Source organism: Rubrivivax sp. JA1026 (assembly GCF_011065555.1).
GTDB classification, from domain to species: domain Bacteria; phylum Pseudomonadota; class Gammaproteobacteria; order Burkholderiales; family Burkholderiaceae_C; genus Rubrivivax; species Rubrivivax benzoatilyticus.
In genome coordinates, this window is the sequence record NZ_JAALCQ010000003.1 from 265,885 (window position 1) to 292,173 (window position 26,289).

The 26,289-nt window shown below is 71.5% G+C and carries 28 protein-coding genes; 8 read left to right on the forward strand and 20 right to left on the reverse strand.

Going from position 1 to position 26,289, the window contains the following annotated elements:
• Positions 1-19: 19 nt before the first annotated feature.
• Positions 20-3,529: a DNA polymerase III subunit alpha gene (gene dnaE, locus G5B56_RS07715; protein WP_164962819.1), complete on the reverse strand. Its 3,510-nt coding sequence runs from the start codon at positions 3,527-3,529 to the stop codon at positions 20-22.
• Positions 3,530-3,626: 97 nt separating this feature from the next.
• On the opposite strand from dnaE, the gene G5B56_RS07720 reads away from it, so the two are divergent.
• Positions 3,627-4,574, forward strand: coding sequence for an alpha/beta fold hydrolase (locus G5B56_RS07720; protein ID WP_164962820.1), 948 nt, complete (start codon positions 3,627-3,629; stop codon positions 4,572-4,574).
• Here G5B56_RS07720 and G5B56_RS07725 read toward each other — a convergent pair whose 3' ends face one another.
• The 3 genes from G5B56_RS07725 to G5B56_RS07735 form a co-directional block, all read right to left on the reverse strand.
• On the reverse strand, positions 4,575-5,510 hold the full coding sequence (locus G5B56_RS07725; RefSeq protein ID WP_009856330.1) for a serine/threonine dehydratase: 936 nt from the start codon (positions 5,508-5,510) through the stop codon (positions 4,575-4,577). It abuts the gene before it with no gap.
• 236 nt (positions 5,511-5,746) lie between these two features.
• Positions 5,747-6,475: a DUF599 domain-containing protein gene (locus tag G5B56_RS07730; protein ID WP_009856329.1), complete on the reverse strand. Its 729-nt coding sequence runs from the start codon at positions 6,473-6,475 to the stop codon at positions 5,747-5,749.
• Positions 6,476-6,524: 49 nt separating this feature from the next.
• A complete protein-coding gene (locus tag G5B56_RS07735; protein ID WP_164962821.1) occupies positions 6,525-7,226 on the reverse strand; it encodes a pirin family protein in 702 nt (233 codons plus the stop codon).
• Between the two features lie 75 nt (positions 7,227-7,301).
• On the opposite strand from G5B56_RS07735, the gene G5B56_RS07740 reads away from it, so the two are divergent.
• The 3 genes from G5B56_RS07740 to G5B56_RS07750 all read left to right on the forward strand — a co-directional run bounded on the left by G5B56_RS07740 (position 7,302) and on the right by G5B56_RS07750 (position 9,738).
• Positions 7,302-8,282, forward strand: a complete 981-nt coding sequence (locus G5B56_RS07740) for a LysR family transcriptional regulator (protein WP_009856327.1) — start codon at positions 7,302-7,304, stop codon at positions 8,280-8,282.
• 224 nt (positions 8,283-8,506) lie between these two features.
• A complete protein-coding gene (gluQRS, locus tag G5B56_RS07745) occupies positions 8,507-9,400 on the forward strand; it encodes a tRNA glutamyl-Q(34) synthetase GluQRS (protein WP_164962822.1) in 894 nt (297 codons plus the stop codon).
• Positions 9,397-9,738 (forward strand): FKBP-type peptidyl-prolyl cis-trans isomerase, encoded by a 342-nt coding sequence (locus tag G5B56_RS07750; RefSeq protein WP_009856325.1) that lies wholly within the window; start codon positions 9,397-9,399, stop codon positions 9,736-9,738. Before gluQRS ends, G5B56_RS07750 begins: the two co-directional genes overlap by 4 nt.
• A 66-nt stretch (positions 9,739-9,804) precedes the next feature.
• Here G5B56_RS07750 and G5B56_RS07755 read toward each other — a convergent pair whose 3' ends face one another.
• Positions 9,805-11,388 carry a DEAD/DEAH box helicase gene (locus G5B56_RS07755; RefSeq protein ID WP_164962823.1) on the reverse strand — a complete coding sequence of 528 codons (1,584 nt, stop codon included), beginning with the start codon at positions 11,386-11,388 and terminating at the stop codon, positions 9,805-9,807.
• A gap of 412 nt (positions 11,389-11,800) precedes the next feature.
• Between G5B56_RS07755 and G5B56_RS07760 the strand changes: the two genes are divergently transcribed.
• Positions 11,801-12,370, forward strand: coding sequence for a DUF2087 domain-containing protein (locus G5B56_RS07760; RefSeq protein WP_164962824.1), 570 nt, complete (start codon positions 11,801-11,803; stop codon positions 12,368-12,370).
• Between the two features lie 2 nt (positions 12,371-12,372).
• Here G5B56_RS07760 and orn read toward each other — a convergent pair whose 3' ends face one another.
• On the reverse strand, positions 12,373-12,933 hold the full coding sequence (gene orn / locus G5B56_RS07765; protein WP_009856322.1) for an oligoribonuclease: 561 nt from the start codon (positions 12,931-12,933) through the stop codon (positions 12,373-12,375).
• Positions 12,934-12,989: 56 nt separating this feature from the next.
• Here orn and G5B56_RS07770 point away from each other — a divergent pair, with 56 nt between their 5' ends.
• Both G5B56_RS07770 and rsgA read left to right on the forward strand, forming a co-directional pair.
• Entirely contained in the window at positions 12,990-14,264 is a 1,275-nt protein-coding gene (locus tag G5B56_RS07770) for a M48 family metallopeptidase (RefSeq protein ID WP_164962825.1), read from the forward strand.
• Positions 14,261-15,163 carry a ribosome small subunit-dependent GTPase A gene (gene rsgA, locus G5B56_RS07775; protein ID WP_164962826.1) on the forward strand — a complete coding sequence of 301 codons (903 nt, stop codon included), beginning with the start codon at positions 14,261-14,263 and terminating at the stop codon, positions 15,161-15,163. The genes G5B56_RS07770 and rsgA overlap by 4 nt, the downstream gene beginning before the upstream one ends.
• 59 nt (positions 15,164-15,222) lie before the next feature.
• Here rsgA and G5B56_RS07780 read toward each other — a convergent pair whose 3' ends face one another.
• The 6 genes from G5B56_RS07780 to rpsP all read right to left on the reverse strand — a co-directional run bounded on the left by G5B56_RS07780 (position 15,223) and on the right by rpsP (position 19,055).
• The gene (locus G5B56_RS07780) at positions 15,223-16,212 is read right to left on the reverse strand and encodes a CobD/CbiB family protein (RefSeq protein ID WP_009856319.1); all 990 of its coding nucleotides are present in this window, start codon (positions 16,210-16,212) and stop codon (positions 15,223-15,225) included.
• A gap of 28 nt (positions 16,213-16,240) precedes the next feature.
• Positions 16,241-16,912, reverse strand: coding sequence for a CoA pyrophosphatase (locus G5B56_RS07785; protein WP_164962827.1), 672 nt, complete (start codon positions 16,910-16,912; stop codon positions 16,241-16,243).
• 85 nt (positions 16,913-16,997) lie between these two features.
• Positions 16,998-17,351 carry a 50S ribosomal protein L19 gene (gene rplS, locus G5B56_RS07790; RefSeq protein WP_009856317.1) on the reverse strand — a complete coding sequence of 118 codons (354 nt, stop codon included), beginning with the start codon at positions 17,349-17,351 and terminating at the stop codon, positions 16,998-17,000.
• 110 nt (positions 17,352-17,461) lie between these two features.
• Complete coding sequence (trmD, locus tag G5B56_RS07795; RefSeq protein ID WP_009856316.1) at positions 17,462-18,208, reverse strand: tRNA (guanosine(37)-N1)-methyltransferase TrmD; 747 nt, start codon at positions 18,206-18,208, stop codon at positions 17,462-17,464.
• Between the two features lie 11 nt (positions 18,209-18,219).
• On the reverse strand, positions 18,220-18,795 hold the full coding sequence (gene rimM, locus G5B56_RS07800) for a ribosome maturation factor RimM (protein WP_164962828.1): 576 nt from the start codon (positions 18,793-18,795) through the stop codon (positions 18,220-18,222).
• 11 nt (positions 18,796-18,806) lie between these two features.
• Positions 18,807-19,055 (reverse strand): 30S ribosomal protein S16, encoded by a 249-nt coding sequence (gene rpsP, locus G5B56_RS07805; protein WP_009856314.1) that lies wholly within the window; start codon positions 19,053-19,055, stop codon positions 18,807-18,809.
• Positions 19,056-19,304: 249 nt separating this feature from the next.
• On the opposite strand from rpsP, the gene G5B56_RS07810 reads away from it, so the two are divergent.
• Complete coding sequence (locus G5B56_RS07810; RefSeq protein WP_009856313.1) at positions 19,305-19,838, forward strand: GNAT family N-acetyltransferase; 534 nt, start codon at positions 19,305-19,307, stop codon at positions 19,836-19,838.
• Between the two features lie 75 nt (positions 19,839-19,913).
• On the opposite strand, the gene G5B56_RS07815 is transcribed toward G5B56_RS07810, so the two are convergent.
• The 8 genes from G5B56_RS07815 to G5B56_RS07850 form a co-directional block, all read right to left on the reverse strand.
• Positions 19,914-20,924 (reverse strand): inorganic phosphate transporter, encoded by a 1,011-nt coding sequence (locus G5B56_RS07815; protein ID WP_009856312.1) that lies wholly within the window; start codon positions 20,922-20,924, stop codon positions 19,914-19,916.
• Positions 20,925-20,943: 19 nt separating this feature from the next.
• Positions 20,944-21,591 (reverse strand): DUF47 domain-containing protein, encoded by a 648-nt coding sequence (locus G5B56_RS07820; RefSeq protein WP_009856311.1) that lies wholly within the window; start codon positions 21,589-21,591, stop codon positions 20,944-20,946.
• A gap of 61 nt (positions 21,592-21,652) precedes the next feature.
• A complete protein-coding gene (locus G5B56_RS07825; protein ID WP_202796728.1) occupies positions 21,653-22,006 on the reverse strand; it encodes a DMT family protein in 354 nt (117 codons plus the stop codon).
• Between the two features lie 13 nt (positions 22,007-22,019).
• A complete protein-coding gene (folK, locus tag G5B56_RS07830; RefSeq protein WP_029718778.1) occupies positions 22,020-22,493 on the reverse strand; it encodes a 2-amino-4-hydroxy-6-hydroxymethyldihydropteridine diphosphokinase in 474 nt (157 codons plus the stop codon).
• Positions 22,490-24,058, reverse strand: coding sequence for a polynucleotide adenylyltransferase PcnB (gene pcnB / locus G5B56_RS07835; RefSeq protein WP_164962829.1), 1,569 nt, complete (start codon positions 24,056-24,058; stop codon positions 22,490-22,492). The genes folK and pcnB overlap by 4 nt, the downstream gene beginning before the upstream one ends.
• On the reverse strand, positions 24,055-24,723 hold the full coding sequence (locus tag G5B56_RS07840) for an HAD family phosphatase (RefSeq protein WP_009857361.1): 669 nt from the start codon (positions 24,721-24,723) through the stop codon (positions 24,055-24,057). The genes pcnB and G5B56_RS07840 overlap by 4 nt, the downstream gene beginning before the upstream one ends.
• Positions 24,720-25,400: an HdaA/DnaA family protein gene (locus G5B56_RS07845; RefSeq protein ID WP_009857362.1), complete on the reverse strand. Its 681-nt coding sequence runs from the start codon at positions 25,398-25,400 to the stop codon at positions 24,720-24,722. Before G5B56_RS07845 ends, G5B56_RS07840 begins: the two co-directional genes overlap by 4 nt.
• A gap of 13 nt (positions 25,401-25,413) precedes the next feature.
• Entirely contained in the window at positions 25,414-26,283 is an 870-nt protein-coding gene (locus G5B56_RS07850; protein WP_164962830.1) for a SirB1 family protein, read from the reverse strand.
• Positions 26,284-26,289 lie beyond the last annotated feature (6 nt).

Consider the following 26,289-nt stretch of genomic DNA (forward strand, 5'->3'; position numbering starts at 1 on the left):
CCGCGCGAAACAAACCCTTTCATTCGTAGACGATGGCCGCGCGCCCCTGGTCGGCGATCGTCTTCCAGCGCGCCAGCGCCTCGTCGCAGGGCCAGAAGCGGGCGTCGCTGCCGAGGTCGAGCTCGCCGACGGCCGTCGCACGCTTGAGCTTCAGCCGCACCGCCAGGCCCTGCTGGGTCTCGCCTTCCTCGGTCTCGACACGGCGCGCCGGCCAGAGCTTCAGCACGTCGGCCACCGGCGGCAGGCCGCCGTTGAGTTCGACCGACAGGTAGCGGCCGTAACGGGCGCGCGCCGTCGCCAGGTCCCAGACCTGCTGCGCGTTCAGGCGCAGGCCGCCCGAGAAACGGTCGGGCTGCAGCTTGCCGACGACGATGACCAGCTCGTCCTCGCGCAGCAGCTCGCGGCTGGCGTCCAGCAGCTCCTCGTTGGCCACCGCCTCGATGGCCTCGCTGCCGTCGTCGAGCTTGAAGATCGCGACTCGCCCGCGCTGGCCGTTGATGACGCGCAGCTCGGAGACGATGCCGGCCACCGACTGCGGCTCGCGCGAGTCGACCAGCTCGACGATGTCGCGGCGCACGAACTTGCGCACCTCGTCGCGGCAGGCATCGAACAGATGGCCCGACAGGTAGAAGCCGATGGCGATCTTCTCCTGCATCAGCCGCTCGCGCACCGACCACGGTTCCACCGCGACCAGCGCCGGTTCCTGCGTGCTCGAGCCGTGCGCGTCGCCGAAGTCGAACAGCCCGCCCTGGTCCTTGTTGGCGGCCTGCGTGTCGGCCCACTCGAACGCCAGGCCGACGCTGGCCAGCGTCGCGGCGCGGTCGGCGTGCAGCGAGTCGAAGGCGCCGGCCTTGATCAGCGCTTCGACGACACGCTTGTTGACACGCTGGCGGTCGACCCGCGCGCAGAAGTCGAACAGGCTGCGGAACGGGCCGCCGCCGTCGCCGGCGCGGCCTTCGCGCGCCGCGACGATGGCCTCGATCGCGCCGGCGCCGGTGCCCTTGACGGCCCCCAGGCCGTAGCGGATGCGCTTGTCCTCGATCGGCTCGAAACGCAGCGTGCCGGTGTTGACGTCGGGCGGATCGAAGCGGATGCCGAACAGCTTGGCGTCGGCCAGCAGCACCTTCAGCTTGTCGGTGTTGTCGGCTTCGATCGTCATGTTGGCCGCGAAGAACTCGGCCGTGCAGTGCACCTTGATCCAGGCCGTGTGATAGGCCAGCAGCGAGTACGCGGCGGCGTGCGACTTGTTGAAGCCGTAGCCGGCGAACTTCTCCATCAAGTCGAAGACCTCGTCGGCCTTCGCTTCGGGGATGTCCTTCTTGGCCGCGCCCTCGCGGAAGATGACGCGGTGCTGGGCCATCTCCTCGGGCTTCTTCTTGCCCATCGCACGGCGCAGCAGGTCGGCGCCGCCGAGCGAGTAGCCGCCCAGCACCTGCGCCGTCTGCATCACCTGCTCCTGGTAGACCATGACGCCGTAGGTCTCGCCGAGCACGGTCTCCAGCAGCGGGTGCGGGTACTCCACCGTCTCCTTGCCGTGCTTGCGCGCGACGAAGGTCGGGATCAGGTCCATCGGGCCCGGGCGGTACAGCGCGTTCAGCGCGATCAGGTCCTCCAGCCGGCTGGGCTTGGCCTCGCGCAGCATGCCCTGCATGCCGCGTGATTCGAACTGGAACACCGCCTCGGTCAGGCCGTCGGAGAACAGCTTGTAGACCCGCTGGTCGTCCAGCGGCAGCGTCTCGTAGCTGAAGTCCTTCATGTTCGGCCGCCGCGCGACGATGAACTGGCGCGCCAGTTCCAGGATCGTCAGCGTCGCCAGGCCCAGGAAGTCGAACTTCACCAGGCCGATGGCCTCGACGTCGTCCTTGTCGTACTGGCTGACCGCGCTGTCGCTGCCAGGCTGCTGGTACAGCGGACAGAAGTCGGTGATCTTGCCCGGCGCGATCAGCACGCCGCCGGCGTGCATGCCGATGTTGCGCACCATGCCTTCGACACGCGTGGCCAGCGACAGCAGCTCGGCCACCTCCTCCTCGGCGGCCTCGCGGCGGTCGATCTCGGGCTCTTCCTGGCGCGCGTAGATGATGCCGGGGTCGGGCTTCTCGGGCACCTTGGCCAGCGTCACCGTCTTGCCCGGCGGCGCCGGGATCAGCTTGGCGATGCCGTCGACGTGGCCGTAGCCCATGCCGAGCACGCGGCCGACGTCGCGAAGCGCCGCCTTGGCGGCCATCGTGCCGAAGGTCGCGATCTGGCCGACCGCGTCGCGGCCGTACTTCTCCTTCACGTACCGGATCACGCGGTCGCGGTTGCCCTGGCAGAAGTCGATGTCGAAGTCGGGCATCGACACGCGTTCCGGGTTCAGGAAGCGTTCGAACAGCAGCTTGTACTGCAGCGGGTCGAGGTCGGTGATGAACAGCGCGTAGGCGACCAGCGAGCCCGCGCCCGAACCCCGCCCCGGGCCGACCGGGCAGCCGTTGGCCTTGGCCCAGACGATGAAGTCCGAGACGATCAGGAAGTAGCCCGGGAAACCCATCTTCAGGATGGTGTCGAGCTCGAACTCCAGGCGCTCGACGTACTCGGGGCGGCGCTTTTCGCGCTCCTCCTCCTTCGGGAACAGCGCCACCAGGCGCTTCTCCAGGCCCTCGTGCGAGGCCTTGCGGAAGTACACGTCGATCGGCGAGCCGTCGGGCGTCGGGAAGTCGGGCAGCCGCGGCTTGCCCAGCACCAGCGTCAGGTTGCAGCGGCGCGCGATCTCGACGGTGTTGGCGATCGCGCTGGGCACGTCGGCGAACAGCGACTCCATCTGCGCCGCGGTCTTGAAGTGCTGCTCGCGCGTGAATCGCTTGATGCGCTTGGGGTTGGCCAGCGTCTCGCCTTCGGCGATGCAGACCCGCGCCTCGTGGGCCTCGAAGTCGTCGGGCTCGAGAAACTGGATCGGGTGCGTTGCCACGACGGGCAGCCCCAGCCGGGCGGCCAGCGGCACCGCGGCACGCACATGGGCCTCGTGGGTCGGCAGGCCGGCACGCTGCAGTTCGAGGTAGAAGCGGCCCGGGAAGATCGAGGCCAGCTCGCGCGCGGCGGCGGCGGCGCGCTGCTCGTCACCGGCCAGCAGCGCCTGGCCGACCGCGCCCATGTCGGCGCCGGACAGCGCGATCAGCCCGCCCGACAGCTCGTGCAGCCACTCCCACTTCACCCAGGCCTGGTTGCGCTGCACGTTCTTCGTCCAGGCGCGCGCCAGCAGCTCGCACAGGTTCAGGTAGCCGCCGCGGTCCTGCACCAGCAGCGCCAGGCGCGTGGGCTGGCGCTCGGCGGCTTCGGGCAGCGGGTCCATCCAGACGTCGACGCCGACGATGGGTTTGACGCCCGCGCCGCGGCAGGCCTTGTAGAACTTGATCGCGCCGAAGAGGTTGGACAGGTCGGTGATGGCCAGCGCCGGCTGGCCGTCGGCCTTGGCGGCGCCGGCCGCGTCGTCGATGCGCAGCGTGCCGTCAACGACGGAATATTCGGTGTGCGTCCGCAGGTGAACGAAGGGCATGCGGGGATTGTAGGGAGGGGGTCGGCGCGGCCGGGCCGACCCCGGGCGCTGCCTACAATGCCGCGCACCCCGGCTCCCGCGTCCCCGCCCTGCTGCCATGCGCCTGCTGTTCCGTGTCCTCGGCCTGCTGCTGATGGCCACCGCGGCGCTGCTCGCGATGTCGCGTGCGCCCGACCGCAGCGTCGAGTCGCTGGTCGCCAACTGGGCGCCGCCGCCGTCGGACTTCGTCGACCTGGGCGGCCAGCTCGTGCACCTGCGCGACGAGGGGCCGCGCAGCCAGGTGCCGCTGGTGCTGCTGCACGGCACCTCGTCCAGCCTGCACACCTGGGAAGGCTGGGTGCGCTCGATCGCGCCGGGACGCCGCGTCATCACGCTGGACCTGCCCGGCTTCGGCCTCACCGGCCCCTGGGCCGGGCGCTACGCGGGCCAGCGCTACGACGGCGAGACGCTGGCGCGCTTCGTCCTCGAACTGCTCGACCGGCTGGGCGTGCAGCGCTTCGCGGTCGGCGGCAACTCGCTCGGCGGCGAGGTCGCCTGGCGGCTGGCGGCGATGGCGCCACAGCGCGTCGAGCGCCTGATCCTCGTCGATGCCAGCGGCACCGTGTTCTCGTCCGGCGGCATGCCGCTGGCCTGGCAGTTCGCCCGCGTGCCCGGCCTGGGGCGCGCGTTCGAGTGGGTGCTGCCGCGCACCGCCGTCAGCCAGGGGGTCGCCAGCGCCTACGGCGACCCGTCGCGCGTGACGGCCGAACTCGTCGACCGCTACTTCGAGCTGACGCTGCGCGAAGGCAACCGCCGCGCGCTGGTCGAACGCCTTCGGTCGGCGCGCTCGGGCGAGGACGCCGACCGCATCTCGACGCTGCGCCTGCCGACGCTGATCCTCTGGGGCGGCCGCGACACCATCATCCCGCCGTCGGCCGGCGAGGACTTCGCGCGCCGCATCCCGGGCAGCCGGCTCGTCGTCTTCCCCGCGCTCGGCCACGTGCCGCACGAGGAAGACCCGGCGCAGACCGTGGCGCCGGTGCTGGAGTTCCTCGGCCTGGGCTGATCAGGCCAGCGTCGCCGGGTCCAGGTTGGCGCCGCAAACGACGACCGCGACACGCTCGTGCGCCGCCGGCTTCACCGCGCCGGACCACAGCGCCGCCAGCGGCAGCGCGGCCGCCGGCTCGACCGCCAGGCGCAGCTCGCGCCACAGGCGCCGCTGCGCGGCGCGGATCACCTCGTCGTCGAGCAGCGTCGAGACGACCGGATGGCGCCGGGCGACCTGCCAGGCGATGGCACCAAGCCGGCGCGCGCCCAGCGAATCGGCGGCCACGCCACCGACCTCGACGTCCACAGGCTCGCCGGCGGCCAGCGCCGCGTTCAGCGTCGGCGCCCGCGCCGGCTCCAAAGCCTCGATGCGCGTGCGGCCCTCGAACCAGGCGGCGAGGCCGGCCACCAGCCCGCCGCCGCCGACCGAGACCAGCAGCCGGTCGGGCACGCCGGCCTCGGCCTCGATCTCGGCGGCCAGCGTGCCGGCGCCGGCGACGACCTCGGGCTGGTCGTAGGCGTGCATGACCAGCGCGCCGGTCTCGCGCTGGCGCTCGACGCTGGCCGCGAAGGCGTCGGCATAGGCCGCACCGTGCACGACGACCCGCGCGCCCAGCGCCGCCAGCGCGGCGCGTTTGGCGGCGCTGCTCACCTCCGGCACGAAGACCTCGCAGCGCACGCCCAGCGCACGCGCCGCGGCGGCCACCGCGATGCCGGCATTGCCACCCGACGCGACGATCGCGCCGGCCTCGGGCACCGGCCGCGACCGCAGGCGGTTGAACATGCCGCGTGCCTTGAAGCTGCCCGACAGCTGCAGCTGTTCCAGCTTCAGCCAGACCTCGGCGCAGTCCAGCCCCAGCGCGGAGCCCGGCAGGCGCCACAGCGGCGTACGACGCACGTCGGGTGCGATGCGGGCCGCGGCGGCGGCGATGTCGTCTCGGGTCGGAATCTGCATCCGCCGATGCTAGCCATGGCGCACGCCCGGCGCCGGCACGCGGGTACCGTGGCCCGACGCCCTCCCCTGCCGCCGCCTTCCGATGAAGGCCTCGAACGGGCCCGGCGTCCGGTGCGACTGGACACCGTCAGCGAGCGCTCCAACCTGGCGCTGGTCGAGACCCTCGCCGCCCACTGCGCACGCCGGGCGTGCGACGCTGGAGCAGCTCGCGCGCTGCAAGGCCTTTCTCGACGGGCTCAGCCGGCCCGAGGGCCCAGCGGCGGCTTGTTGAGCTCGGCCAGCACCTCGGACTTGAACTCGCGCCGGAACAGGATGGTCACGACACCGAGCATGCCGACGATCATCGCCCACGGCGACAGGAACCAGGCGCAGGCCGCGAAGCTCATGTAGTAGGCGCGCAGGCCGTCGTTGAACGACTCGGCGGCCAGCCCCATCACACGGCCGGCGCGTTGCGCGTAGGCCTCGCGCTCGCCGTCGTCGGCGAACTGGTCGGGCAGCGGCGCGGCGCCGACGAGGATCGCGCCGAAGCCGTACTGGCGCAGGCTCCAGGTGCAGCGGAAGAAGGCGTAGACGAAGGTCGCCAGCAGCAGCAGGATCTTCAGGTCGAAGATCAGCACCGTGCTGTGGGTGGCGAACGGGATCTCGTGAACCAGGTCGCTGACACGCTCGGCGCTGGACAGCACGGCGAACAGGCCGCCGATGATCAGGATCGTCGTCGACGCGAAGAACGAGGGGCTGGAACTCAGCGCCTGCACGACGCCGGCGTCGACGATGCGGTTGTCGCGCCGCGCCATCTGCGTCATCCAGCGCGCACGTTCGCGGTTCGTCGCGCCCAGCACCGAGGGCCGGTGGCGGGCGCGGCGGCGGGCGAAGACGGCATAACCGACCCACGCGACGAAGTAGAAGGCCAGCGCCGCCCAGTCGGCGGGCGGCATCTCGCGCAGCAGCTTGTTCAGGACATCCATCGGCGGCCGACTGTACCGGGCCGCGGCGACACGCGCCGCGGCGCCCCGCTCAGCGCGCCAGGTCGAAGACCAGCACTTCGGCGGCGCTGCCGCTGTCGAGCACCAGGCGGGTCTCGCCGTCCAGCGTCAGCGCGTCGCCGGCGGCGAGCACGACGCCGTTGGCACGCAGCGTGCCGCGCGCCAGGTGCACGTAGGCCAGGCGCTGCGGGTCGAGCTCGAGCTCGGCACGTTCGTCGCCGTCGAACAGCCCGGCGCGGATTGCGGCGTCGGCATGGACCGTCACCGAGCCTTCGCGGCCGTCTTCCGAGGCCACCAGGCGCAGGCGGCCGCGCTTGTCGGCGTCGTCGAAACGTTTGTGCTCGTAGCCCGGGGTGATGCCGGTCGTGCGCGGCAGCAGCCAGATCTGCAGGAAGTGCGTCGTGCTCTCGGCGTGGTTGTATTCGCTGTGGCGCACGCCGGTGCCGGCGCTCATGCGCTGCACCTCTCCGGGGCGGATGACGCCGCCTTCGCTGCCCAGGCTGTCGCGGTGCGCCAGCTCGCCTTCGAGCACGTAGCTGACGATCTCCATGTCGCGATGGCCGTGGGTGCCGAAACCGGTGCCCGGGGCCACCCGGTCGTCGTTGATGACGCGCAGGTTGCCCACGCCCATGTGCGCCGGGTCGTAGTAGTCGGCGAAGGAGAAGCTGTGCCAGCTCTTGAGCCAGCCGTGGTCCGCGTGGCCGCGGTCGGAGGATTTGCGGTGCGTGATCATGGATTGCACTGTAGGCACCGGCTCCCGGGGGCGGGGCGGGCGCGCTTGAAGGTCCCGTTCAAATAAGATGAAGCCATGGCAGAACGACGTCAGGCCCTCACCCCCGAGGCGCTGCAGATGATGGACACGATCGCGCGCACCGGCAGCTTCGCCGCCGCCGCGCGCGAGCTGGGCAAGGTGCCGTCGGCCCTGACCTACAGCGTGCGCCAGCTCGAGGACTCGCTGGACGTGCTGCTGTTCGACCGCAGCTCGCGCCAGGCGCAGCTCACCGCCGCCGGCACCGAGCTGCTGCACGAAGGCCGCCGGCTGCTGCAGGAGATCGACGCCGTCGCCAACCGCGTGCGCCGCGTCGCCAGCGGCTGGGAGACGACGCTGGCGATCAGCGTCGAGGACATCCTGTCGATGACGACGGTGTTCGAGCTCGTGCAGGCCTTCTGCGAGGTGCGCGACGGCTGCCCCGAGAACACGCGCGGCGGCCCGGCGACGCGGCTGCGGCTGCGCCACGACGTGCTCGCCGGCACCTGGGAGGCGCTGGTCTCGGGCCAGGTCGACCTGGCGATCGGCATTGCCGGCGACCACGCCAACCCGGGCGGCATCGAGATCCGGCCACTGGGCGAGGTGGAGTTCGTCTTCGTCGTCGCGCCGCACCACCCGCTGGCGCGCGGCGAGGAGCCGCTGAGCGACGCCGAGCTGGTGCACCAGCGCGCGATCGCGGTGGCCGACACCGCGCAGCGCCTGGCGCCGGTCACTGTCAACCTGCTGCCCGGCCAGGACGTGCTGACGGTGTCGACGATGCGCACCAAGCTCGACGCGCTGCTGCGCGGCCTGGGCTGCGGCTTCGTGCCCGAGCCGATGGCGCGAGCCCACCTCGAAGCCGGCCACCTGGTCGCGCGCCAGACCCAGCGCGGCGGCCACACCGCACGCCTGCACTACGCCTGGCGCGCCGAACGTGGCGCGCTCGGCCTCGGCCGCGCGCTGCAGTGGTGGCTGGGGCAGCTGGAAAGCCCGACGACGCGCCGCGCCCTGCTCGAACGCCACGCCGGTCCCCTGGACTGATGGCCCACCCCCGAAGCGCCTTCGGCGCACCTTGCAGGCCGCGCCGGGCCCTTGGCCCGGCCCTTCGGCTGGCGCGGACCGTCCGCCGGACGGTCCCCGTCCCGCCGAAGCCCCCTCAAGGGGGCGCCGCCAGTGACCCGGCAAAGCCGGGCCACGGCGTCCGCTTGATGCGCCGTCGCACAGGCACCGCCATAGCGGTCGGCCGGCGCATCGGCTAGTCGATCGTGTACCGCGGCCGCTTCGCCCCGTCGCCGACGGGCCCGCTGCACGCGGGCTCGCTGGTCGCCGCGCTCGCCAGCTGGCTGGACGCGCGCGTGCACGGCGGTATCTGGCTGCTGCGCATCGAGGACGTCGACACGCCGCGCTGCGTGCCCGGCGCGGAGCGCATCATCCTGCAGCAGCTCGCCGCCTGCGGCCTGGAGCCCGACGAGCCGCCCTGGCGCCAGTCCGAACGTGGCGAGGCCTATGCCGACGCGCTGCAGCAGCTCGTCGCCGCCGGCCGCGCCTACCCCTGCGCCTGCACACGGCGCGACATCGACGAGGCGCTGGCCGCGCGGGGCGTGGTGCACGAACGTTTTGCCGAACGGGTCTACCCCGGCACCTGCCGCGACGGCCTGCACGGCAAGCCGGCCCGCGCGTGGCGGCTGCGCGCCGACGGCCGCGTGCGCTGGGTCGACCGGCGCCTGGGCGAGGCGGTGCAGGATGTCGGCGCCGAGGTCGGCGACTTCGTGCTCAAGCGTGCCGACGGGCTCTGGGCCTACCAGCTCGCGGTCGTCGTCGACGACGCCGCGCAAGGCATCACCGACGTCGTGCGCGGCGAGGACCTGGCCGACAACACGCCGCGCCAGATCCTGCTGCAGCACGCGCTGGGCCTGCCGCGGCCGCGCTACCTGCACACGCCGCTGGTGCTGGGCGAAGACGGCCACAAGCTGTCCAAGCAGAACGGCGCCCAGGCGCTGGACCTGGCCGACCCGCTGGCCGCGCTGCGCGCCGCCGGCGCCGTGCTCGGCCTGCCGCCGCTGGCCGCCGAGGACGTGCACGACTGGCTCGCCGCCGCGGTGCCCGCCTGGGCTGGCATCATCGCGGCCTTCGAACACCGACCGAGGAAGACAACATGAGCCTGAAGATCGAGGACACCGTCGCCGGCAGCGGCGCCGAAGCCACCGCCGGCCAGCACGTCAAGGTGCATTACACCGGCTGGCTGCACGACCCGGCGGCCGCCGACGGCCGCGGCCGCAAGTTCGACTCCAGCAAGGACCGCGGCGAGCCGTTCTCGTTCGCGCTGGGCCGCGGCCACGTGATCCGCGGCTGGGACGAAGGCGTCGCCGGCATGAAGGTCGGCGGCACGCGCGTGCTGACGATCCCGCCCGAGATGGGCTACGGCGCGCGCGGCGCCGGCGGCGTGATCCCGCCGAACGCGACGCTCGTGTTCGAGGTGGAGTTGCTGGGCGTCTGAGCCCACGGCGCAAGCCCAACAAAAAGGGCCGGCGATTGCCGGCCCTTTTTCATGGCTGCGGGACGCTCAGGCTTCGCGCGGACGGCGCGGGCCCGGCTTGGGACCGAACTTGCCGGCCGGCTTGCCGCCGAACTTGCCTTCGGGCTTCGCGAACGGCTTGCCGAAGGGCTTGCCGGCGCCGTGGCCGAAAGGCTTGCCGGGCGCCGCGCCACGTTCGGCACGGTCGCCGAACGAACGTGCCGGGGCGTCGAACGGGCCACGCGGCGGGCGCGCCGGGGCGAAACGCTCGTCGTGGTGGCCACGCGGGGCGAAGGAACGTTCGCCGTCGCGCTCATGGGCAGGGCCACGCGCCGGAGCGCCGCCACCGAAGGACTTGCCCGCGAACGGCTTGCCGCCGAAGGGCTTGCCACCGCCGTGGAACGGCTTGCCGCCTTGCGGGCGACCGCCGAAACCGGCGCGCGGCGGGCGCGCCTCGCGCATCGGCTCGGGCATCTTGGGCTCCAGGCCCTCGATCGTCGCCGCCGGGATGCGCTGCGTCGTGAAGCGCTGGATGCGGTGGATCATGCCGGCGTCGCCGCGCTCGGCCAGCGTCACCGCCAGTCCCGAGCGGCCGGCACGGCCGGTGCGGCCGATGCGGTGCACGTAGTCTTCGGCCTTCATCGGCAGGCCGAAGTTGATGACGTGGCTGATCGTCGGCACGTCGATGCCGCGCGCGGCGACGTCGGTGGCGACGAGGATCTTCAGGTCGCGCGAACGCAGGCCCTGCAGCACGCGATTGCGCCGGCCTTGCGGGTGGCCGCCGTGCAGCGAGGCGACGTGGTGGCCCATCTCGGCCAGGCGGTCGGCCAGCCAGTCGGCATCGCGCTGGGTGCTGGTGAAGACCACCGCCTGCTCGACGCTGCGCTCGGTCAGGATGTGGTCCAGCAGCGCGTTCTTGTGGGCGAAGTTGTCGGCCCAGTGCAGGCGCTGCTCGATGTCGGCGTGCACGTCGGTGTGCGAGGCGATCTCGATGCGCTGCGGCTCGCGCAGCAGTTCCTCGGCCAGGCGGCCGACGTGGCCGGCGAAGGTGGCGCTGTACATCACCGTCTGGCGCGCGGCAGGCGTCGCGCTGGCGATGTGGTGGATGTCGTCGATGAAGCCCATGTCGAGCATGCGGTCGGCTTCGTCGAGCACCAGCATCTCGACGTTGGCCAGCACCGCACGGCCGCTGGCCATGTGGTCCATCAGACGGCCGGGCGTGGCGATCAGCACGTCCAGCGGGCCGCGCAGCGCCTTCAGCTGCGCGCCGTAGGGCACGCCGCCGACGATCGTGGCCACGCGCAGGCCCTGCACGTGGCGGCCGTAGTCGTTGGTGGCCTTGGCGACCTGCATCGCCAGTTCACGCGTCGGCGCCAGCACCAGGATGCGCGGGCCGCTGACGACGCCCTTCTCGCGGCGCTTGCCGTCGCCGCGCGCGGCGAGGATGCGCGTCAGCGCGGGCAGCACGAAACTCGCGGTCTTGCCGCTGCCGGTGCTGCTGGAGACCATCAGGTCGGCACCGCCCAGCGCCGGCGGAATGGCGCGCGACTGCACCTCAGTCGGGGTGGTGTAACCGGCATCGGCCACGGCGCGCGCCAGGGCTTCGGGCAAGCCCAGGGTATCGAAACTCATTCGTCGTCTTTCGAGAGACAGGACGGCCGCCCCGGGCCAGCGGCCAGGGGATTCACCATCCAGGGTGAAGTCGCATCCAACAAGGGGGCGACGGCATCGCCGCCGACCCGAGAGATGCGGCCGCAGGGCGCGGCTCGACGAAAGGTCAGAGGGGATGAACGAACGGCGTCACAACGGACGCCGTGAAGCCGCATTGTAGCGGATTTCGAACCTTCACGGTCGGCCGCGCTACACTGCTAGGTGGTCGGCAGTTCACCCAGGCGTCGCCGCGCGGCCCACACCGCGAGCTAAACCTGCCCTTCATCACCGTCAGACGAGGACAGCTTCATCACGCGAGCTGCGCCCGCCCGGCAAGTCGGCGACCCCCGGCACCCCGTCCTCGGGAAAGGCGCCACGCTCGCGAGGAGTTCTCATGTCCCGTGAAGCCCTGCCCTTCGTGGCACCCGACCTGTCCGCGTTCGCCCGTTCGCTCGGTCAGGCCCTGAAGACCCGCCCGGCGGCCGAACCGCCCGGCCACGTCGAACTGCTGAACCTGATCGCACGCGCTGCCGGCCACCGCAACGTGCAGGCCCTGCGCGCCGCCACCGAGCGGCCGCTGCCGGCAGCCCCGCTGGCCGCCGAAGACCGCCCGGTGCTGCCGCTGACGGCCAACGCGCGCAAGGCACTGATGCAGTTCGACAGCCGCGGCCGCCTCGTGCGCTGGCCGCACAAGTTCAGCGTGCAACGCCTGGCGATGTGGGTGCTGTGGACGCTGTTCGACGGCCGCCGCCGCTACACCGAGCGCGAGGTCAACACGATCCTGATGGCGGCCAACGCCTTCGGCGACCACGTCACGCTGCGCCGCGAACTCGTCAACCACCGCCTGCTGGCACGCAAGAGCGACTGCAGCGAGTACTGGAAGCTGCCCGCGCGGCCCGACGCCGAGGCGCGGGCGCTGGTGGCGACCTGGCGTGCACGCAGCGGCACCGCGCGCGAAGCCTGAGTTCAGGCCTGGAGGAAGTGCTGGCGGTAGTGCAGCAGCTCGTCGATCGACTCGTGGATGTCGGCCAGCGCGGTGTGCGCCTGGGCCTTCTTGAAGCCGTCGAGCACCTCGGGCTTCCAGCGCCGCGCCAGCTCCTTCAGCGTGCTGACGTCGAGGTTGCGGTAGTGGAAGAAGGCTTCCAGCTTGGGCATGTAGTTCGCCAGGAAGCGCCGGTCCTGGCAGATCGAGTTGCCGCACATCGGGCTCTTGCCGCGCGGCACGTAGCGCTGCAGGAACTCGATCGTGCGCGCCTCGGCCTCGGCTTCGTCCACCGTGGACGCCTTGACGCGGTCGATCAGGCCGCTGCGGCCGTGCGTGCCCTTGTTCCAGGCGTCCATCGCGTCGAGCGTGGCGTCGCTCTGGTGCACCGCGAACACCGGGCCTTCGACCCGCACCGTCAGCTGCGGGTCGGTGACGACGACGGCAATCTCGATGATGCGGTCGGTGGCGGGATACAGGCCCGTCATCTCGAGGTCGATCCAGATCAGGTTCTGATCGCTCGGGGCCAGCACGGTGTCGCTCATGGTCGGGGGTGTTCAGGGGAAACGGCGATTCTCGCCGAAGCCTACACTCGCGCCCCATGCATTCCCTCGTCGTCACGGCCGCGTTCGCGGCCGCGCTGCTGGCCTCGCTGGGCCTGAAGTTCTGGCTCGCGACACGCCAGGCGCGCCACGTCGCACGCCACCGCGACGCGGTGCCGGCGCCCTTCATCGGCACCGTCACCGCCGAAGCCCACCGCAAGGCCGCCGACTACACGCTGGCCAAGGGCCGCTTCGGCCTGCTGAGCACCGCCTTCTCCGCCGCCGTGCTGCTGGGCTGGACGCTGCTCGGCGGCCTCGATGCGCTGAACGCCGCGCTGCTCGGCAGCGTCGGCGTCGCCTGGGGCGCCATGGCCTACCAGCTCGCGCTGCTGGCGGCCTTCGTGCTGATCGGCGCGCTGCTCGACGCGCCGTTCGAGTGGTGGTCGACCTTCCGCATCGAGCAGCGTTTCGGCTTCAACCGCATGACCACCGGGCTGTGGCTGGCCGACCAGGCCAAGGGGCTGGCGGTCGGCGCGCTGATCGGCCTGCCGCTGGCGGCGCTGATCCTGTGGATCATGGGCGCCACCGGCGGGCTGTGGTGGCTCTGGGCCTGGGTCGCCTGGGTCGGCTTCAACCTGACGCTGCTGGTGCTGTACCCGACGGTGATCGCGCCGCTGTTCAACAAGTTCGAGCCGCTGGCCGACGAGGCGCTGAAGCACCGCGTGCAGGCGCTGATGCAGCGCTGCGGCTTCGCCGCCAAAGGCCTGTTCGTGATGGACGGCAGCCGGCGCTCGGCGCACGCCAACGCCTATTTCACCGGGCTGGGCGCGTCCAAGCGCGTGGTCTTCTTCGACACGCTGCTGTCACGCCTGGCGCCGGCCGAGGTCGAGGCGGTGCTGGCGCACGAACTCGGCCACTTCAAGCGCCGCCACGTCGTCAAGCGCATGGTCGGGGTCTTCGGCCTCAGCCTCGCCGGGCTGGCGCTGCTGGGCTGGCTGGCGTCGTTGCCGGCCTTCTACCTCGGCCTGGGTGTGCGCCCCAGCCTGGGCGCGCCGAACGACGCGCTGGCGCTCCTGCTGTTCATGCTGGCGCTGCCGCCCTTCACCTTCTTTGTCTCGCCGTTGGGCGCGGCGCTGTCGCGCAAGCACGAGTTCGAGGCCGACGCCTACGCCTGCGAGCAGGCCGACGGCCGCGCGCTCGCCAGCGCGCTGCTGAAGCTGCACGAGGACAACGCGTCGACACTGACGCCGGACCCGCTGTACGCGCGCTTCTATTACTCGCACCCGCCGGCCAGCGAACGCCTGGCGGCCCTGCCGGAGCCGGTCGCATCTTGAGCTTCGAGGCCTTGGACCAGGGGCTGGTCGTGGCGGCCCACGGCCGTCACGTCGTCGTCGAGACCCCCGACGGCGAACGCGTGCTGTGCCATCCGCGCGGCAAGAAGAGCGAGCTCGTCGTCGGCGACCGCGTGCGCTGGCTGCCGGCCGGCGACGAAGGCGTCGTCGAGCACCTGGAGGCGCGGCGCAACCTGCTGTTCCGCCAGGACGAGTGGCGCACCAAGTCGTTCGCCGCCAACCTCGACGCGGTGCTGGTGCTGGTCGCCGGCGAACCGATGTTCAGCGAGTCGCAGCTCACGCGCGCGCTGATCGCCGCCGGCCAGGCCGGCATCCCGTGCTGGATCGGACTGAACAAGACCGACCTGCCGGCCGCCGCCGACGCCCGCGCGCGGCTCGAACCTTACCGCCGCATGGGCGTCGAGGTCGTCGAGCTGGCGCTGAAGGCCGCGCCCGACGCAGCGCGCGCGACGCTGGCGCCGCGCCTGGACGGCCGCACGACGCTGGTGCTGGGCCCCAGCGGCATGGGCAAGAGCACGCTGATCAACCTGCTGGTGCCGCAGGCCGCGGCCCAGGTCGGCGAGATCTCCAAGGCGCTGAAGGCCGGCCGCCACACGACGACGACGACCAGCTGGTACTGGCTGGACGACACGCGCCGCGGCGCGCTGATCGACTCGCCGGGGTTCCAGGAGTTCGGCCTGCGCCAGATCGCCCCCACCGAACTGGCGACACTGATGCCCGACTTCGCCGCCGCGCTGGGCGAGTGCCGCTTCCACAACTGCAGCCACCGCCACGAACCCGGCTGCGGCGTGCGCGCGGCGCTGGCGCGCGGCGAGATTGCGCCGACGCGCTACCGCATCTACGAAGAGCTGTTCGACGAGCTGTCGGCCAAACGCTGGTGACGGCGGGCCGCCTTGGCCCTCGAGTTCGTGCCACGGCCTCGGCCGTGGCGTGCGCCGCCTCAGCCGACGACGTTGGCCAGCGTCAGCAGTGCCAGCAGCAGCATCCACAGCACGACCGAGCGCCAGACCAGGCCGACGACGCTTTGCAGGTGCCCCAGCTGCGGAGGCGCGCCCGGCGTCGAGCCTTCGGCGGCGACGGTGCCCGGTTCGGTGCCGGCGGCGAAGGTCTTGGAGCGGTCGGGCGTGACGCCCGGCGCAGCGCTGCCGCCGAGCTGCACGCCGACGGCGCCGGCCGCGGCGGCGAGGATGATGCCCTCGTTGGGATGCAGCCAGAGTGCCGCGTCGCGGCGCCAGCCGCCGACGGCTTCCTCGAAGTTGCCGACGACGGCAAAGCCGAAGGCCGTCATGCGCGCCGGCACGTGGTCGAGCAGCTCGAACCAGCGCCGCGACAGGTTCATCAGGCTCTCGCTGGTCGGCGCCTCCAGCGTGCGATGGCGGTAGGCCCAGTAGCGCGATGCGAACTCGGCCATCCGGTACAGCACCGCGCCGGTCGGCCCCAGGCCCAGCGCCGACAGCAGGATGAACCAGAAGAAGACGCCGAAGACGTGGCGGTGCGCGGCCAGCAGCGCGTGCTCGATGACGTGGCGCAGCACCTCGGTGCGCGGCAACTCGCTGGCGTCGAGATGGCGCCACTCGGCCAGGCGCTGGCGCGCGAAGTTCTCGTCGCCGCGGTCCAGCGCGTCTCGGATGTCGGTGAAGTAGTGGCTGAACTGGCGGAAGCCCAGCGTGAGGTACAGCAGCGCGATGTCGAACACCAGCGCCAGCACCAGGCTGAAGTGCCAGATCGCCATGTAGGCGACAGCCACTGCCAGCGTCGGCCCGAGCACCGCGACACACCAGACGACGACCGTGTGATGCGGCCGGCCGGCGTCGAAGTTGCGGCTGGCCCAGCGCACCCATCCGACCAGCGCGTGATGGATGCCGTTGTCCTTCGGCAGCGGCTTGAGCTGCTCGATCAGCAGCGCGAACAGGACAGCGAAAAAACTCATCGGCTGCCGATGATAAGGGGCGTGCGCCTCAGTCCTCGGCGAGGAAGCCGTAGAGATTGCGCAGCATCGCCGCCGTGGCGCCCCAGATGAAGTGATCGCCCCAGGGCATCGACAGGAACTGGCGGCGCGCGCCGCCGGCCTCGAAGACGTGGCGGCGATGGTTCGCCGGGTCCATCAGGAAGGCCAGCGGCACCTCGAACGCGGCCGCGACCTCGAAGGCGTCGATCCGCAGCTCGAACGGCGGCGTGACGATGGCCACCACCGGCGTGACGACGAAATGCGTCACCGTCGTGTAGGGCGGCAGGTGGCCGATGACGTCGACGCGGGCCCGAGCCAGACCGACTTCCTCCTCGGCCTCGCGCAGCGCGGTGGCCGCGGCGTCGGCATCACCCGGCTCGACACGGCCGCCCGGGAAGCTGATCTGGCCCGCATGGTCGCGCAGATGCTCGGCGCGGCGCGTCAGCAGCACCGTCGCGCCGGCTTCGCGCTCGACGATGGCCACCAGCACCGCGGCGGCGGCCGACGGCCGGTCGTCCGTCGGCCGGCCGTCGCCGGCGAACTCGGGTGTCCAGGTGCCCGGCGCGGCGAAACGCCGGCGCAGCGCAGCCGGCGTCAGGCGCGCGGCCGGCACCGGCGGCAGATGGGCGTCGATCCCGGCGACGGGGATGGCCTGCGGGTGCAGGATGCGCGGCGGCGTCATCGCGGCGCTCCAGAAACGAAAAAGGCGCCGCAACGCGGCGCCTCCTGGCAATCGGGCCGTCCGGCGCAGCCGGAACGACCAGGCATCACGCCAGCTTTTCCTTGATGCGGGCGCTCTTGCCGCTGCGCTCGCGCAGGTAGTACAGCTTGGCGCGGCGCACGTCGCCGCGGCGCTTGACTTCGATCGAGGCGATCAGCGGGCTGTACAGCTGGAACGTGCGTTCCACGCCTTCGCCGCTGGAGATCTTGCGGACGATGAAGCTGCTGTTGATGCCGCGGTTGCGCTTGGCAATCACGACGCCTTCGTAGGCCTGCACGCGCTTGCGGGTGCCTTCGACGACGTTGACATTGACGATGACGGTGTCGCCGGGGGCGAAGGCCGGGATCGTCTTGCCCAGGCGGGCGATCTCTTCCTGCTCGAGGGTCTCGATGAGGTTCAAGGTTTTCTCCGATGGCGATCGTGCGCGGGGGTTGTGGATCGGAATGTCGGCAAGCCTGGGCCACGTGGCCGGCCCGCCGGTTGCCCGGCAGAGGATCGAAAAGCCCTCGATTATAGCGCGAGGGACGCGAGGAAGCGCTCGTCGGCGCGTGAAAGACGCCCGGCGGCACGCGCCGCGGCGATCAGGTCGGGCCGCCGCTGCGCCGTGCGCTCCAGCGAACGCTCGCGCCGCCAGCGCGCGATCTCGCCGTGGTGGCCCGACAGCAGCACCGCCGGCACCGCGAGTTCGTCGCCGTCCAGCGCCAGGCGTTCGGGGCGGCTGTACGACGGGCCTTCGAGCAGGCCGTCGCCGAAGCTGTCCTGCTCGTGCGACGGCGCCGGGATGACGCCGTCCTGCAGCCGCGCGACGGCGTCGAGCAGCGTCAGCGCCGGCAGCTCGCCGCCGGAGAGCACGAAGTCGCCGAGACTGATCTCGTGCGTCACGCGGCGGTCGATGAAACGCTGGTCGATGCCTTCGTAGCGGCCGCACAGCAGCACCGCGCCGGGGCCTGCGGCGAATTCCTGCACGACGGCCTGGTCGAGCCGGCGGCCGGTCGGCGTGAAGTGCACGACCGGCACCTCGCCGCGTTCGGCGCGCACCGCGTCGAGCGCACGCAACAGCGGCTCGACCAGCATCACCATGCCGGGCCCGCCGCCGTAGGGGCGGTCGTCGATGCGGCGGTAGGCGTCGTCGGCGAAGTCGCGCAGCTGCCACAGCCGCACGTCGACGAGGCCGGAGGTGAACGCGCGCCGCGTGATGCCCACCGCCAGGTGCGGGGCGAACAGTTCGGGGAACAGCGTGACGACGTCGAAGCGCATCGGCTTCGCCGTCAGTAGTCGGCTTCCCAGTCGACGTGGACGGTGGCGCCGGCGAGATCGACGCGATCGACGTAGGCGGCGACGAAGGGGATCAGGATCTCCTCGGCCTTCTCGTCGGCGGGCTGGACCCGCAGCACGCAGTGCGGGCCGGTCTCGACCAGGCCGACGATGCGGCCGAGCGTGACATCGGCGCGGTTGCGCGCGTCCAGGCCGATCAGGTCGACCCAGTAGAACTCGTCTTCGTCGGGCGTCGGGAAGCTGGAGCGCGCGATGAAGATGCGCGCACCGGCCAGCGCCTGGGCGAGATCGCGGTCGGTCAGATCGTGGATCGTCGCGACGACGGCGTCACCCTGCTCGCGCGCGGAGGCCACGCGCAGCAGCGGCGGCACCTGGTGCCCGGGCTTGGCCTCGGACGGCTCCAGGAACCAGCGCTTGGAGGAGAACAGCGCCTGCGGGTCGGACGAGAAAGGTTTGACCTTGATCCCGCCCTTGACGCCCCAGGCGCCGAGAACGCGGCCCACCTCGATGGCGTCGGCCGGCCGGGGCGGCGCGTCGGGCGCCGTCAGCGGTGACGTCGAGGTGGCCACGCCGTGCGGACTCAGGCCGCCTTCTTGGCCTGGGCGACCAGACGGGCGACGGTCGGCGACAGCTGCGCACCGACGCCGGCCCAGTAGGTCACGCGGTCCAGAGAGACGCGCAGACCTTCCGCGCCACCCGAGGCCATCGGGTTGTAGAAACCCACGCGCTCGATGAAGCGGCCGTCACGGCGCTCGCGCGCGTCGGCAACGACGATGTTGTAGAACGGGCGCTTCTTTGCGCCGCCACGGGCCAGACGGATCACGACCATGTCGGAATTCCTGATGTGTGAGGCGACCGCCACACCGCTGAGGACACGTCCAGCCGCGGGCAATCAAACGAGTACGTCTTCGGGCCCGTAGATACGCGCCGCCAGTCTCATGAACCATGACACTGCCCGAAGCCGGCGCCGGGAACCGCGCATTATAAACTCGACCGCACCGGAAGCGACAAGCTGCGGCGCAGACCATCTTCCGGGCACCGTTCACGCCACGCGCCGCCGCCACATCCCCGCCCCCGAATGAGCACCGGCACCATCGTCATCCGCCCCAGCACCGACGCCGACCTCGGCGCCATCACCGCCATCTACGCCCACCACGTGCTGCACGGCACCGGCACCTTCGAGACCGAACCGCCGGCCGAGACCGAGATGGCGCGTCGCCGCGCCGACGTCACCGCCAAGGGCCTGCCCTGGCTGGTCGCCGACGAGGGCGGGCGCGTCGTCGGCTACGCCTACGCCAACCACTTCCGCCCGCGCCCGGCCTACCGCTTCTGTGTCGAGGACTCGATCTACGTCCACCACGAAGCGACCGGCCGCGGCCTCGGCCGGCTGCTGCTGGCCGAGCTGATCGCACGCTGCGAGGCCGCCGGCGCGCGCCAGATGCTCGCCGTCATCGGCGACTCGGAGAACGTGGGCTCGATCGGCCTGCACCAGGCGCTGGGTTTCGAGCCCGCCGGCATCCTGCGCGCGGCCGGCTGGAAGCACGGCCGCTGGCTCGACGTGCCGCTGATGCAGCGCACGCTGGGCGCCGGCGAGGAAACCGCGCCCGAGTGAGGCTGACGAAGCAGGCCGCGCCGGCGCGGCCTGCCGACACCGGCACGCGCCCCGGGCGCGGCCGGTGCCCGCCGCTCAGAACAGGTAGTTGCTGAGCGCGTAGAAGACGGCGGCGATGAAGGCCGTCGCCGGGATCGTGAAGATCCACGCCAGCACGATGTTGCCGGCCAGACCCCAGCGCACCGCCGACGCGCTGCGCACCGAGCCGACACCGTAGATCGCGCCGGTGATGGTGTGCGTCGTCGACACCGGCACGCCCAGCGCCGTGGCCATGAACAGCGTCACCGCCCCGCCGGTCTCGGCGCAGAAGCCGCCGACCGGCTTGAGCTTGGTGATGCGCTGGCCCATGGTCTTGACGATGCGCCAGCCGCCGAACAGCGTGCCCAGGCCGATCGCGATGTAGCAGGCCCAGATGACCCACGACGGCGGCATGTGGTCGGTGGCGCTCGCGTAGCCCGAGGAGATCAGCAGCAGCCAGATGATGCCGATCGTCTTCTGCGCGTCGTTGCCGCCGTGGCCCAGCGAGTACATCCCGGCCGAGACCAGCTGCAGCCGCCGGAACGTGTTGTCGACCTTCAGTGGCGAGGATCTTCGACAGATCCAGGCCACGGCCACCATGATCAGCGAGCCGAACAGGAAGCCCAGCACCGGCGAGATGAAGATGAAGGCCACCGTCTTGATCAGGCCCGAGGCCACCAGCGGGCCGCCGCCGGCCTTGGCGATGGTGGCGCCGACGATGCCGCCGATGAGCGCATGCGAGCTTGACGACGGGATGCCGTACCACCAGGTGATCACGTTCCAGGCGATCGCCCCGACCAGCGCGCCGAAGATGACATGCTGGTCGACGATGCCGGGCTCGACGATGCCCTTGCCCACGGTCGCCGCGACCTTGAGCTGGAACACGGCGATGGCGAGCACGTTGAAGAACGCGGCGAACGCGACCGCCTGCTGCGGCTTGAGAACGCCCGTGGACACGACGGTGGCGATGGAGTTCGCCGCGTCGTGGAAACCATTCATGAAGTCGAAGACGAGCGCCAGAACGACGAGCATCGCCACGACCCAGAAGCCGACCGGAAGTGCATCCATGTGAGGGACGTCCGACCGGTCAGGAATTCTCGAGGACGATGCCTTCGATCAGGTTGGCGACGTCTTCGCAGCGGTCGGAGATCGACTCCAGGTGCTCGTAGACGGCCTTCAGCTTGATCAGCTCGCGCGTGTCGACTTCTTCGCGGAACAGGCGCGACATCGCCGAGCGCATCACGCGGTCGGCATCGGACTCGAGGCGGTCGATCTCCTCGCAGGTCTTCAGCGCCGACTCGGACGTGGCCTGGTCGCGCAGGTTCGGCAGCAGCGAGACGACGTGCTGCACACGCTCGCAGCAGCGCACCGAGATCTCGGTCAGCCGGATCACGTCCTCGCTGACGTGCTGCAGGTCGTACAGCGACATCACTTCCGACGAGTCCTGCAGCAGGTCGACGATGTCGTCCATCGAGTTGATCAGCGCATGGATCTGCTCGCGGTCCAGCGGCGTGATGAAGGTGCGGTGCAGCGCTCGGTTGACCTCGGCGGTCACCTTGTCGGCGGCACGTTCGGCGGCGATGACGTCGGCGCTGTGCTTCTCGCGCTCGAGGGGGTCCGAATAGTGCTGGACCAGCAGCATGAACGCCCGGGCGCCCTCGACGACGAAAGCGCCGTGCTGGTTGAACAGTTCGAAGAAGTTGCCTTCTCGTGGAAGGAGCTTGCCAAAAAACATGCGGTCTCCGGTGGGATCACCGGCCGGATCGTGAATCCGCGATTCTAGAACGGTGACGGTTTCATGACCGGAAGATGAAGTAGACGGCTCCGACCAGGCACAGCCCGGCCCAGAGGTAGTCCAGCTTCAGCGGCTGGTCCATGTAGAAGACCGCGAAGGGCACGAAGATCGCCAGCGTGATGACTTCCTGGCCGATCTTCAGCTGCGCCAGGCTCATGCCGCCGGCGTAGCCGATGCGGTTGGCAGGCACCTGCAGCAGGTACTCGAACAACGCGATGCCCCAGCTGATCAGCGCCGCGACGATCCACGGCTTGCCGGACAGCGACTTCAGGTGCCCGTACCAGGCAAACGTCATGAACAGGTTGGACAGCGCGAGCAGCGCGAAGGTCTGCACCGGCACCGGCAGGGAGTTCATCGTCGGTACTCCTTCAGTCGAGGCGTTCGATCGCCTGGTCGGCCGCGGCGGCCGACCAGCGCACCAGCGGCCCCAGGCGCGGGTGCTCGAAGCCGGGCTCGAGCTCCAGCAACGGCCGCAGCACGAAGGCGCGCAGATGCGCGCGTGGATGCGGCACGACCAGCGACGCGGTGTCGATCACCTCGTCGCCGTAGAACAACAGGTCCAGGTCCAGCGTGCGCGGCGCGTTGCGGTACGGGCGCTCGCGACCGTGCGCGGCCTCGATCGCGTGCAGCGCGGCCAGCAGCCCGGCCGGGGCCAGCGTGGTGTCCAGTTCGGCCACCGCGTTGTGGAAGTCGGGGCCGGCGGCGTCGACCGGCGCGCTGCGCCACAGCGACGAACGCCGCACGAGGCGCGTGCCGGGCAGCCCGTCCAGCGCCGCGCAGGCAGCGGCCAGCGCGGCGCGGGCGTCGCCCAGGTTGGCGCCGAGGCCGACCCAGGCCTTCATTCGCCGGCGGCGGGCGCCGCCGGCGCGCTGCCGCCGGCCGGGCGACGGCGGCGCCGGCGGCGTTTCTTGGCGGGCGCGGCATCGGCCGGGGCATCGTCTTCGGCAGCCTCGGAAGGCGCAGGCGTCGCCGCCGCGGCGGCGGCCACGGTGCTGCCGGCGGGCACGCGGTGCACACGCTTGGACGCCGGCTTGAGCTCGGCCAGCATCGCCTCGCGCTCGTCGTCGTCGCCGAGGTGGAAGTCCTCCCACCACTCGGCCAGCGCCGGCTCGATCTCGCCGACATCGGCGCGCAGGCGCAGGAAGTCGTAGCCGGCGCGGAAACGCGCCTGGGCGACCAGCGAACGCGCGGCGGCCGGCGTGCGGCGCTCGAAACGCGGCTGCATCAGCCAGATCTCGCGCATGTCGGCGGCCAGCTTGCCGCGGCCGGAGATGTCGCCGATGCGCGCGTCGAAGACCGCGTCGACGGCCTGCTGCAGCGCCGCGAACGGCGCCTCGCCGCCGGCCTGGATCGCCGCCCAGCGGTCGAGCACGTCGTGCCAGAGCATCACCGCGAGCATGAAGCTGGGCACGACGGCGCGGCCGTCGTTGACGCGGGCGTCGGTGTCCTCGAGCGCGTAGCGGATGAACTCGTCGCGCTTGGGGTGGCGGGCATCGGCGCGGAAGGCGGCGTCGAGCACCGGGAACACGCCCTGGTCCAGGCCCTGCTTCTTCAGCTCGGCCAGGCTCTTGAGCGCATGGCCGGTCTGCAGCAGCTTGACCATCTCGTCGAACATGCGCGACGGCGGCACGTTGTTCAGCAGCGCGGCCATCTTGCGCATCGGCGCGCGCGTCGCCGGCTCGACCTCGAAACCCAGCTTGGCGGCGATGCGCACGACGCGCACGATGCGCACCGGGTCCTCGCGGTAGCGCGTCTCGGGGTCGCCGATCATGCGCAGCACGCGGGCGCGCGAGTCGGCCAGGCCGCCGTGGTAGTCGACGACGACCTGCGTCGTCGGGTCGTAGTACATCGCGTTGATCGTGAAGTCGCGGCGCGCCGCGTCCTCGATCTGCGGGCCCCAGACGTTGTCGCGCAGCACGCGGCCGCTGGCGTCGACGACGACACGCTGGTCGGCGATCTCGCCGCGCGCCGTCTTCTCGTTGCCCTTGACCTGCTCGGCCGCGGCAGCGTCGAAGTAGGCGCGGAAGGTCGAGACCTCGATGACCTCGTGCTCGCGGCCGCGGCCGAAGATCACGTGCACCAGGCGGAACCGCCGGCCGATGATGAAGGCGCGGCGGAACAGCGCCTTCACCTGCTCGGGCGTGGCGTCGGTGGCGACGTCGAAGTCCTTGGGCCGCAGGCCGACGAGCAGGTCGCGCACCGCGCCGCCGACGATGTAGGCCTCGTGGCCGGCATCCTTGAGCGTGCGCACGACACGCACCGCGTTGTCGTCGAGCAGCCGCGGGTCGATGCGATGCTCCGCGGCGGGGATCTCGACACGCTGGCCGAGCGGGATCGCCGGCAGTGCGGGCGGCGCCTCGGGCGCGGGCGACTTGCCGAGCAGGCGGTCGATGAATTTCTTGATCATGCGAAGAGGTCCAGGATCGGCCAGCCGCGCTGCAGGGCCACGGCCCGCAGCCCGTCGCCGGGGTTGGTGGCCACCGGGTGGCTGACGAGTTCGAGCAGCGGCAGGTCGTTGGTCGAATCGCTGTAGAAGGTGCTGCGCTCGAAGTCGGCCAGCGTGCGGCCGGCGTCGGCCAGCCACTGCCGCACCCGCGTGATCTTGCCATCGCGGAACGACGGCACGCCGCGGATCGCGCCGGTGGCGCGGCCGGAGGCGTCGCGCTCGAGTTCGGTGGCGATCAGCGTGTCGACACCGAACAGCGAGGCGATCGGCCGGGTGACGAAGTCGTTGGTCGCGGTGACCACGGCCACCAGATCGCCGGCATCGAGGTGGCGGCGCACCAGGTCCACCGCCGCCGGGTGCAGCGAGGGCCGGGCGTACTCGTCGATGAAACGTGCCTGGGCGGCGGCGATCTCCGCCGGGTCGCGGTCGCGCCAGGGCGAGGTGCAGAAGCGCACGTAGGCGTCGATGTCGAGCCGCCCTTCGAGGTACTGGGCATAGAACTCGTCGTTGCGGCGCTTGAACTCGCCGCCGTCGGCCCAGCCGATGCGCACGAGGAACTCGCCGAAGGCGTGGTCGGAGTCGGTTGGCAGCAGCGTGCCGTCGAGGTCGAAGAGCGTCAGGTTCAAAGCGGGTCGCCTTCTTCGGCCAGCATCGCGCGCACCAGCGGCACGGTGATCGTGCGCGAACGCGACAGCGAAAACTCGTCGAGCCGGTCGAGCAGGGCCATCAGGTGTTTCAGGTCGCGCGGGAAGCGCGTCAACAGGTGGTCCATCACCTCGTCGGTGAGGCGGATGCCGCGGCGGTCGCTCTCGCGGCGCAGCGCGGCGCGGGTCTCGGACTCGCCCAGCGGCTGCATCGCGAACACCGGGCCCCAGCCCAGGCGCGTGCGCAGGTCGTCGCGCAGCGGCAGGTCCACCGGCGGCAGGCGGCCGGCGCAGGCCATCTGCACGCCTTCGGTGGCGGCCTCGACGAACAGCGTGAAGGCCGACTGCTGGCCGGCGGCGTCGAGCTCGTCGCAGCGGTCGATGACCACGAGCGACCAGTCGGCGGCCAGTTCCCACGGGCAGGGGCGTGACGGGTCGAACCAGCCGACGCGCTGCCCGGCCTGCTGGCAGGCGTGGGCCAGGCCGCGCAGCAGATGCGTCTTGCCGCTGCCCGAAGGGCCCCAGAGGTAGACCGGCGCGGTCGGCATCGGCAGGCGGCGCAGGTGTTCGAGCGCACGCAGGTTCGCTTCGCTGCCGGGCAGGAAGCTCTCGAAGGTGGCGAGCGGGTCGAAGCCGATCGCCAGCGGGATCTGCTTCATCCTGGAAGTCATGTCAGTGCAGGGTCGGCCGGCGAGGGCCGTTCAGTTGGGCGAGCCGCGCGCGCAGCGCAGGCGCGTCGGCGGCGTCGGGACAGTGGATGAGATAGTCGGACAGGTCGCGCGCGGCCAGCTCGTGGTGGCCGAGCTCGGCGTGCGCGAGGCCGCGGTCGCGGCGCTCGCTCCAGTCCTCGGGCAGCAGGATGACCAGACGCTCGAGCACCGCGAGCAGGCGCAGGGGGTCGCCGGCGCTGCGGTGGATCTCCTTCAGGTTGCGCAGCAGCCGGGCGAGGATCTCGCGCGGCGCGGCGGTCTGCAGGAACAGGCCCAGCGGCACGTCGAAGTCGCCGACGAGGCCGTGACGCTGGCGGTACGGCAGCAGCCGCTCCTCCAGCTCCTCGCGCGACAGCGAGCGGCCGCTGAACGGGTCGAGCACGACCTCGCCGCGCGGCAGCGTCAGCTTGACGAGGAAATGCCCCGGGAAGGACACCCCCGCCGCCGGCAGCCCGAGCTGCGCCGCCAGCTCGAGGTACAGCAGCGCCAGCGTCACCGGGATGCCCCGGCGCGTGCGCAGCACCTCGGCCAGCGAGCTGTTGCGCGGGTCGTAGTAGTCGTTGACGTTGCCGGCGAAGCCGAGCTCGTCGAAGAAGTAGCGGTTGAGCATGCGCAGCTTGTGCACCGGGCCGGCGTCGGCCGGCAGGCGGCGGCGCAGGCGATCGGCGAGCTCGTCGATCTGCGCCAGCACGGCCTGGGCGTCCTGCTCGGGATCCAGGTCCTGCGCCACGGCGACAGCCGCCTCGACGACCGAGAGGCTCGCGTCCTCGGCCACGAGAGCGGCGAAATACTGCAGCGCCGTCGGCGGCTCGAAATTCAGCGGTCCAGCCATCGGTCG